Source organism: Azospirillum formosense (assembly GCF_013340925.1).
GTDB lineage: Bacteria > Pseudomonadota > Alphaproteobacteria > Azospirillales > Azospirillaceae > Azospirillum > Azospirillum formosense.
In genome coordinates this window covers 1-6,042 of sequence record NZ_WHOR01000318.1, presented here as the reverse complement: position 1 = coordinate 6,042, position 6,042 = coordinate 1, and the positions used below count along the sequence as shown (strand labels likewise).

At 68.5% G+C, this 6,042-nt stretch carries 5 protein-coding genes and 1 pseudogene; 4 read left to right on the top strand and 2 right to left on the bottom strand.

Features of this window, described 5'->3' with window-relative positions; translation table 11 throughout:
• Nucleotides 1-136: 136 nt before the first annotated feature.
• Complete coding sequence (locus GBZ26_RS26100; protein ID WP_174441332.1) at nucleotides 137-1,453, bottom strand: ABC transporter substrate-binding protein; 1,317 nt, start codon at nucleotides 1,451-1,453, stop codon at nucleotides 137-139.
• Between the two features lie 65 nt (nucleotides 1,454-1,518).
• Nucleotides 1,519-2,538: an ABC transporter ATP-binding protein gene (locus tag GBZ26_RS26095; RefSeq protein WP_174441331.1), complete on the bottom strand. Its 1,020-nt coding sequence runs from the start codon at nucleotides 2,536-2,538 to the stop codon at nucleotides 1,519-1,521.
• A gap of 267 nt (nucleotides 2,539-2,805) precedes the next feature.
• On the opposite strand from GBZ26_RS26095, the gene GBZ26_RS26090 reads away from it, so the two are divergent.
• From GBZ26_RS26090 to GBZ26_RS26075, 4 genes and pseudogenes are all read left to right on the top strand, one after another.
• Entirely contained in the window at nucleotides 2,806-3,534 is a 729-nt protein-coding gene (locus GBZ26_RS26090) for a GntR family transcriptional regulator (protein ID WP_246653911.1), read from the top strand.
• Nucleotides 3,535-3,602: 68 nt separating this feature from the next.
• The gene (gene hemH, locus GBZ26_RS26085; protein ID WP_174441330.1) at nucleotides 3,603-4,742 is read left to right on the top strand and encodes a ferrochelatase; all 1,140 of its coding nucleotides are present in this window, start codon (nucleotides 3,603-3,605) and stop codon (nucleotides 4,740-4,742) included.
• Between the two features lie 121 nt (nucleotides 4,743-4,863).
• Complete coding sequence (gene osmF, locus GBZ26_RS26080; protein ID WP_174441329.1) at nucleotides 4,864-5,784, top strand: glycine betaine ABC transporter substrate-binding protein OsmF; 921 nt, start codon at nucleotides 4,864-4,866, stop codon at nucleotides 5,782-5,784.
• Between the two features lie 17 nt (nucleotides 5,785-5,801).
• Nucleotides 5,802-6,042: pseudogene (locus tag GBZ26_RS26075) on the top strand (ABC transporter permease); the annotation flags it as partial.

Genomic DNA, 6,042 nt, shown 5'->3' with positions numbered 1-6,042 from the left:
CGGCAGCGGCAGATGTGTAGAGGCCACGGACCCCCCCCGGCGTCGCAGGGGCGGGGTGTTCGCCCCCCCCTCCCCTGCGAAGCGGGGGAGGGAGGGGCCCGCGAAGAGAGAGGGTGGGGGCAACCCCGGGCGCACCTTACGCCGCGATGAACTCGTTCCACTTGCGGACCATGTAGCGGTCCTCGTCCATCACCGCGTTCCAGCAGGCCACACGGCCCATGCGGTCCTGGAACGACCCGCCGTCGCGCACCGCGCCGGCCTTCTCCATCACCTTGCCTTCGGGACTGAGGATGTCGGTCTTGGCCGGCTGGCCCTCCATCCAGAAGGCCCACTCGTCCGGCGACATGTGCTCCTTCGCGGTGTCGAGCACGGCGGAGTAATAGCCCTGGCGGTTCAGATAGGCGCCGACCCAGCCCGACAGGTACCAGTTGATGTACTCGTAGGCCGCCTCAAGCTCCAGCCCGCTCAGATGCTTGGCGATGCCGAGGCCGCCGCCCCAGGCGCGGTAGCCTTCCTTCAGCGGCTGGTAGACGCACTGGATGCCCTTGGCGCGCACGGCGGCCACGGCCGGCGACCACATCGACTGGATGATGACCTCGCCCGACGACATCAGGTTGACGCTCTCGTCGAAGGTCTTCCAGAAGGCGCGGAACTGGCCGGCCTTCTTGGCGTCGGTCATGATCTTGAGGGTCTTGTCGATCTCCTCCTTGGTCATGTTGCCCTTGTCGCCGTACTTCACCTCGCCCATCGCCTCGCAGACCATGGCGGCGTCCATGATGCCGATGGAGGGGATGTTCAGGATCGACGCCTTGCCCTTGAAGGCCGGGTCGAGCAGGTCCTTCCAGCTGCTGATCGGGCGGCCGACCAGATCGGGTCGGATGCCCAGCGTGTCGGCGTTGTAGATGGTCGGGATCAGCGTCATCCACTGGGTGGCGGACTTGGCGAACTTGATGCTGTCCTTGCCCTCCACGAAGCCGACGGTGTGCGGGGCGGTGCCCTGGGCGACAGCGCTCTCCGGGGTCAGCTTGCCGTTGACGAAGATCGGGACGATCTTGTCGAAGTTCTTGATCTTGGAGACGTCCATCGGCTGCATCACGCCGGCCGGGAAGACCTTCTTGCAGATCCAGTATTCGATGTCGGCGATGTCGTAGGACTTCGGCTGGGTCACCGCGCGCTGGGCCACCGCGTCGCTGTCGAGCGCGGTCATCTGCAGCGTGAAGCCGAGATCCTCCTTCACCTTGTCGGCGACGGCGTTCAGGTTCGACACGCCGGTGCCGAACTGGCGCAGCGTGACGTTCTTGATGTTTTGCGCCCAGATGGTGGGGAAGCCGGTGATCGCCCCCGACCCGATGGCGACACCCGCGGCGGCGGCGGTGCCCTTCAGCAGCGTGCGGCGGCTGACGCCCGTGGTGGTCCCGGCGGAAAGGGGCGAGCCGGTGCGCGTCTCGGTCATGCTCTGTGCCTCCAATATGGTCGGTCGGTTCTTGGGGATTCGGTTTTGGGGGATTGGTCGGGAAATCAGGCAACCAGGGGATGGACGTCACGCGCCTTCCAGCCCGCGGTCACGCGGTCGCCGATGGCGAGCGGGGCGTCGTAGAAACGGGATTCATCCAGCACCACGGCGAAGTCCTCGGCACCCGGCACGTCGAGCGTCAGGTGGACCGACGCGCCGTGATACTCCAGCGCGCGGACGGTGCCTTCCAGGTGGTGGTCGGTTCCCTCGGGACGGCCGAGCAGGATGCGGTCGGCCCGCACGGCCCGGCGGCCGGCGGCGTCCTCCACCACGTTGTGGCCGCCGATGAAGCGGGCGACGAAGGCGGTGCGCGGCTGGTTGAAGACCTCGCGCGGCGGGCCGGCCTGCTCGATCCGCCCCTGGTTCATCACCACCACGAGGTCGGCCAGCGCCATCGCCTCGGTCTGGCTGTGGGTGACGTGGACGAAGGTGATGCCAAGCTCCGTGTGCAGGCGCTTCAGCTCCTCGCGCATGCGGATGCGCAGAAAGGGATCGAGCGCCGACAGCGGCTCGTCGAGCAGCAGCACGCCCGGCCGGGTGATCAGCGCGCGGGCGAGCGCCACACGCTGCTGCTGGCCGCCGGAGAGCTGGGCGGGCAGCCGCTCCGCGTACTGGGACATGTGGACGAGGTCCAGCATCTCCCGCGCGCGGCGGCGCCGCTCCTCCTTCGCCACGCCCTTCATCTTAAGGCTGAAGGCGACGTTGTCGGTGCAGTCCAGATGCGGGAACAGGGCGTAGCTCTGGAACATCATGGCGGTGCCGCGGCGGGCCGGCGGCTCCCCGTTCATCACCGTGTCGCCGATCAGCAGGTCGCCGTCGGAGATGTCCTCATGCCCGGCGATCATGCGCAGCGTGGAGGTCTTGCCGCAGCCGCTGGGGCCGAGCAGGCAGCAATAGGCCCCGGCGGCGATGCGCAGGTCGATGCCGTCCACGGCGACGGTGGAGCCGTAGAACTTGCGCAGCTTCACCAGCTCGACGGTTGATCCGGCGGCGGTTGATCCGGCTGCGGTCGCTCTGGCGGTCATGACCTTCTCCGATTTTGTGCACAATCCGTGGCGCCCGGTGTGGCTGTCGGAGATGTCCGCAAGTTCCATGCCAGCGTGTGAATGGCGGATTTCCGCGGCTTTCCGGCGGCAAAAATCAGCGATTGGTCAGGATTTCAGCGCTGTGGCGCGAAATTGTGCATGGGTGGGCTGTGCCCGATGCATGGGCAGAGCGCGAGGGCCGCGTTTGTCTGCTGGTCCGTTTTGTGCACAATCTGCGGCAGAGGTTTGAACAGCAGCCATGCCATCATGAAAACTGTCCTGAGCGCCCCCCGCCGCGCCGTCCGCGGGCGGGGGGAGGGGGCGGAGGCCCGCATCGTCCGCAGCATCGGCGAAGCCATCGCCGACCGCCGGCTGCCGCCCGGCACCAAGCTGGCCGAGGAGAGCCTGGCCGAGGTGTTCGGGGTCAGCCGCGAGCGGGTGCGCAAGGTGCTGCTCCTGCTGGCGCAACGGCGCGTGGTGACGCTGATCCCCAACCGCGGCGCCTTCGTCGCCAAGCCCACCGCGCGGGAGGCGCGCGAAGTGTTCGAGGCCCGCCGGGTGATCGAGCGCGCCGTGGTGGAGGCGCTGGAGCGCACCCCCCGCCCGCTGCCGGACGAGATGTCGGCGAAGCTGCGCGCCCATCTGGCGCGGGAGGAGGAGGCCGACCGCGCCGGCGACCGCATGGCGCTGATCCGCCTGTCGGGTCAGTTCCACCAACTGTTGGCCGACTTCGCCGGAAACGCGACTTTGGCCGGCATCCTGGCCGACCTGATCGACCGCTCCAGCCTCGCCATCGCGGCGTTCGAGCGGCGGTCCTCCCACTCCTGCTCCGCCAACGAACACCGGCGGTTCGTCGAGGCGCTGGAGGCCGGCCCGCCGGGCGCGGCGATGCAACTGATGATGGAGCATCTCGACGAGGTGGAGCGGCAGCTCGACCTCGACGCGCGGCCGGACGGCGCGGTCGATCTGAAATCCATTTTCGCGGATCGGACGTAAGACCCTGTCCGAACGGTCGGAGGATAGCCCGGCCCTATCGACCGCATAGGGACAAAGGGCTGCTTCCGATGGGTTCGGCCCGCTATTATGCTGCCCGCCGCGACATCGAGGTGACCGACATCATGCAGCCTATTTCCAAGCCCGCCGACCATCCGCCGGTTCCCGCGCGCCGCGTCGGTGTGCTTCTGATGAACCTCGGGACGCCGGAGGCGACCGACTACTGGTCGATGCGCCGCTATCTGAAGGAGTTCCTGTCGGACCCCCGCGTGATCGAGGTGCCGAAGGCGGTGTGGTGGCCGGTGCTGAACGGCATCATCCTGACCGTGCGTCCGGGCAAGAGCGGCCATGCCTACAAAAGCATCTGGAACGAGGAGCGCAACGAAAGCCCGCTGAAGACCGTCACCCGCGCCCAGGCGGAGGGCGTCGCGGCGGCGCTGGCGGCGCGGCACGGCGAAGCGGTGGTGGTCGATTGGGCGATGCGCTACGGCCAGCCGGCGGTCGGCCCGGCGATCCAGCGGCTGAAGGACCAGGGCTGCGACCGCATCCTGCTGTTCCCGCTCTACCCGCAATATTCGGCGACCACGACGGCCACGGCCAACGATCAGGCCTTCCGCCAGTTGATGACCATGCGCTGGCAGCCGGCGGTGCGCACCGTCCCCGCCTATCACGACGAGCCGGGCTACATCGAGGCGCTGGCCCGCTCGGTGGTGCGGCACATCGCGGCGCTGGACCACACGCCGGACGTCCTGCTGGCCAGTTTCCACGGCCTGCCGAAGGTCTATCTCGACCGCGGCGACCCCTACCACTGCTTCTGCGTGAAGACCGCGCGCCTGCTGGCCGAGCGGCTGGGCTGGGAGCCGGGGCGCGTGCAGTACAGCTTCCAGTCGCGCTTCGGCAAGGCGGAGTGGCTGAAGCCCTACACCGACAAAACGGTCGAGGAGCTGGCCCGCGCCGGCAAGACCAAGATCGCGGTGATCGCGCCGGGCTTCTCCGCCGACTGCGTGGAGACGCTGGAGGAGATCCAGTTCCAGGTGAAGGACGCCTTCATGGCGGCCGGCGGGGAGCGTTTCACCTACATTCCTTGCCTGAACGACCATCCCGACCATGTCATCTTCCTGGCCGATCTGGTCGAGCGCGAGCTGGGCGGCTGGGTGGACGGCGCCGGCGCGCGGGCGGCCCGAGACGCGGAGGACCACGTCACGGCGTGACCGTCTTCCGGCCACGGGGCAGGCCGGACCGCACAGGCGGAAAGGGTGGGTTGCCGCGGCGGCCCGGCTTCCCCATGCTGGCGGACGGATGGATTGAACGATGGTTGGGAGGATGCGGGGGATGCGGCGTGTGGTTCGGGCGGTGGCTGCCCTGGCGTTGGGAGCGCTGCTGACGGCGGGGAGTGCTGCGGCGGCGGACAAGGTCCGTGTCGGATCGAAGCTGGACGCCGAAAGCGGTCTGCTCGGCACGATGATCCTGCAGGTGCTGGAGGCCAACGGCATCCCGGTGGAGAACAAGATCCAGCTCGGCCCCACCCGGATCGTGCGCAGCGCCCTGCTGGCAGGCGAGATCGACGTCTATCCGGAATACACCGGCAACGGCGCGTTCTTCTTCAACCTCGAGAACGATCCGGCCTGGAAGAACGCCGCCGCCGGCTACGAGACGATTAAGCAGCTCGACCGCGACAAACACAACATCGTCTGGCTGACCCCGGCGCCCGCCAACAACACCTGGGCCATCGCGCTGCGCCGCGACGTGGCGGCGCCCAACAACCTCGCCACCATGGAGGATTTCGCCCGCTGGGTCGGTGCGGGCGGCGCGGCGAAGCTCGCCGCCTCGGCGGAGTTCGTGGAGAGCCCGGCGGCGCTGCCCTCCTTCCAGAAATCCTACGGCTTCACGCTGAAACCGGAACAGGTTCTTGTGCTGGCCGGCGGCGACACGGCGGCGACCATTCGCGCGGCGGCGGAGGGCACGTCCGGCGTGAACACCGCCATGGTCTACGGCACGGACGGCGCCATCGCCGCGCTGGACCTCGTGGTCATGAAGGACACCAAGAACGCGCAGATGGTCTATGCCCCGGCCCCGACCATCCGCGACGGCGTGCTTGACGCCCATCCGAAGATCCGCGACCTGCTGGACCCGGTCTTCAAGTCCCTGGACACCGAGACCCTGCGCGGGCTGAACGCCAAGATTTCCGTGGAGGGGCAGGACCCGCGGGCGGTCGCCACGACCTACCTGAAATCCAAGGGATTTCTGAACTGACGGTCTGAACCGACGGGATGACCCGCGTCCGTCCGATCCACAACCGCGTTGCCCTTCTGCTCGCCGTCATGACCGTGGCCGCGGCGCTGGCCCTGCCGTTCCTCGCCTTCGCGCCGAACCGTCTGCTGTCGGGAAAGGCCATCGCGCTGGGCGCGGTGGCGGGTGCGGGGTGGAGCGGGGCGGCGCTGCTGCCGGTCGCCCTGCTGCTGGCCGTGCCCTTCCTGCGGCCGGGCCGGGCGGTGAATGGCCTGTATGTCG

Bases quoted from the DNA above. Each gene is read 5' to 3' on its own strand.
- osmF (WP_174441329.1), top strand. From the start codon at position 4,864: ATGCGGCGTGTGGTTCGGGCGGTGGCTGCCCTGGCGTTGGGAGCGCTG.
- GBZ26_RS26095 (WP_174441331.1), bottom strand. From the start codon at position 2,538: ATGACCGCCAGAGCGACCGCAGCCGGATCAACCGCCGCCGGATCAACC.
- hemH (WP_174441330.1), top strand. From the start codon at position 3,603: ATGGGTTCGGCCCGCTATTATGCTGCCCGCCGCGACATCGAGGTGACC.
- GBZ26_RS26090 (WP_246653911.1), top strand. From the start codon at position 2,806: ATGAAAACTGTCCTGAGCGCCCCCCGCCGCGCCGTCCGCGGGCGGGGG.
- GBZ26_RS26100 (WP_174441332.1), bottom strand. From the start codon at position 1,453: ATGACCGAGACGCGCACCGGCTCGCCCCTTTCCGCCGGGACCACCACG.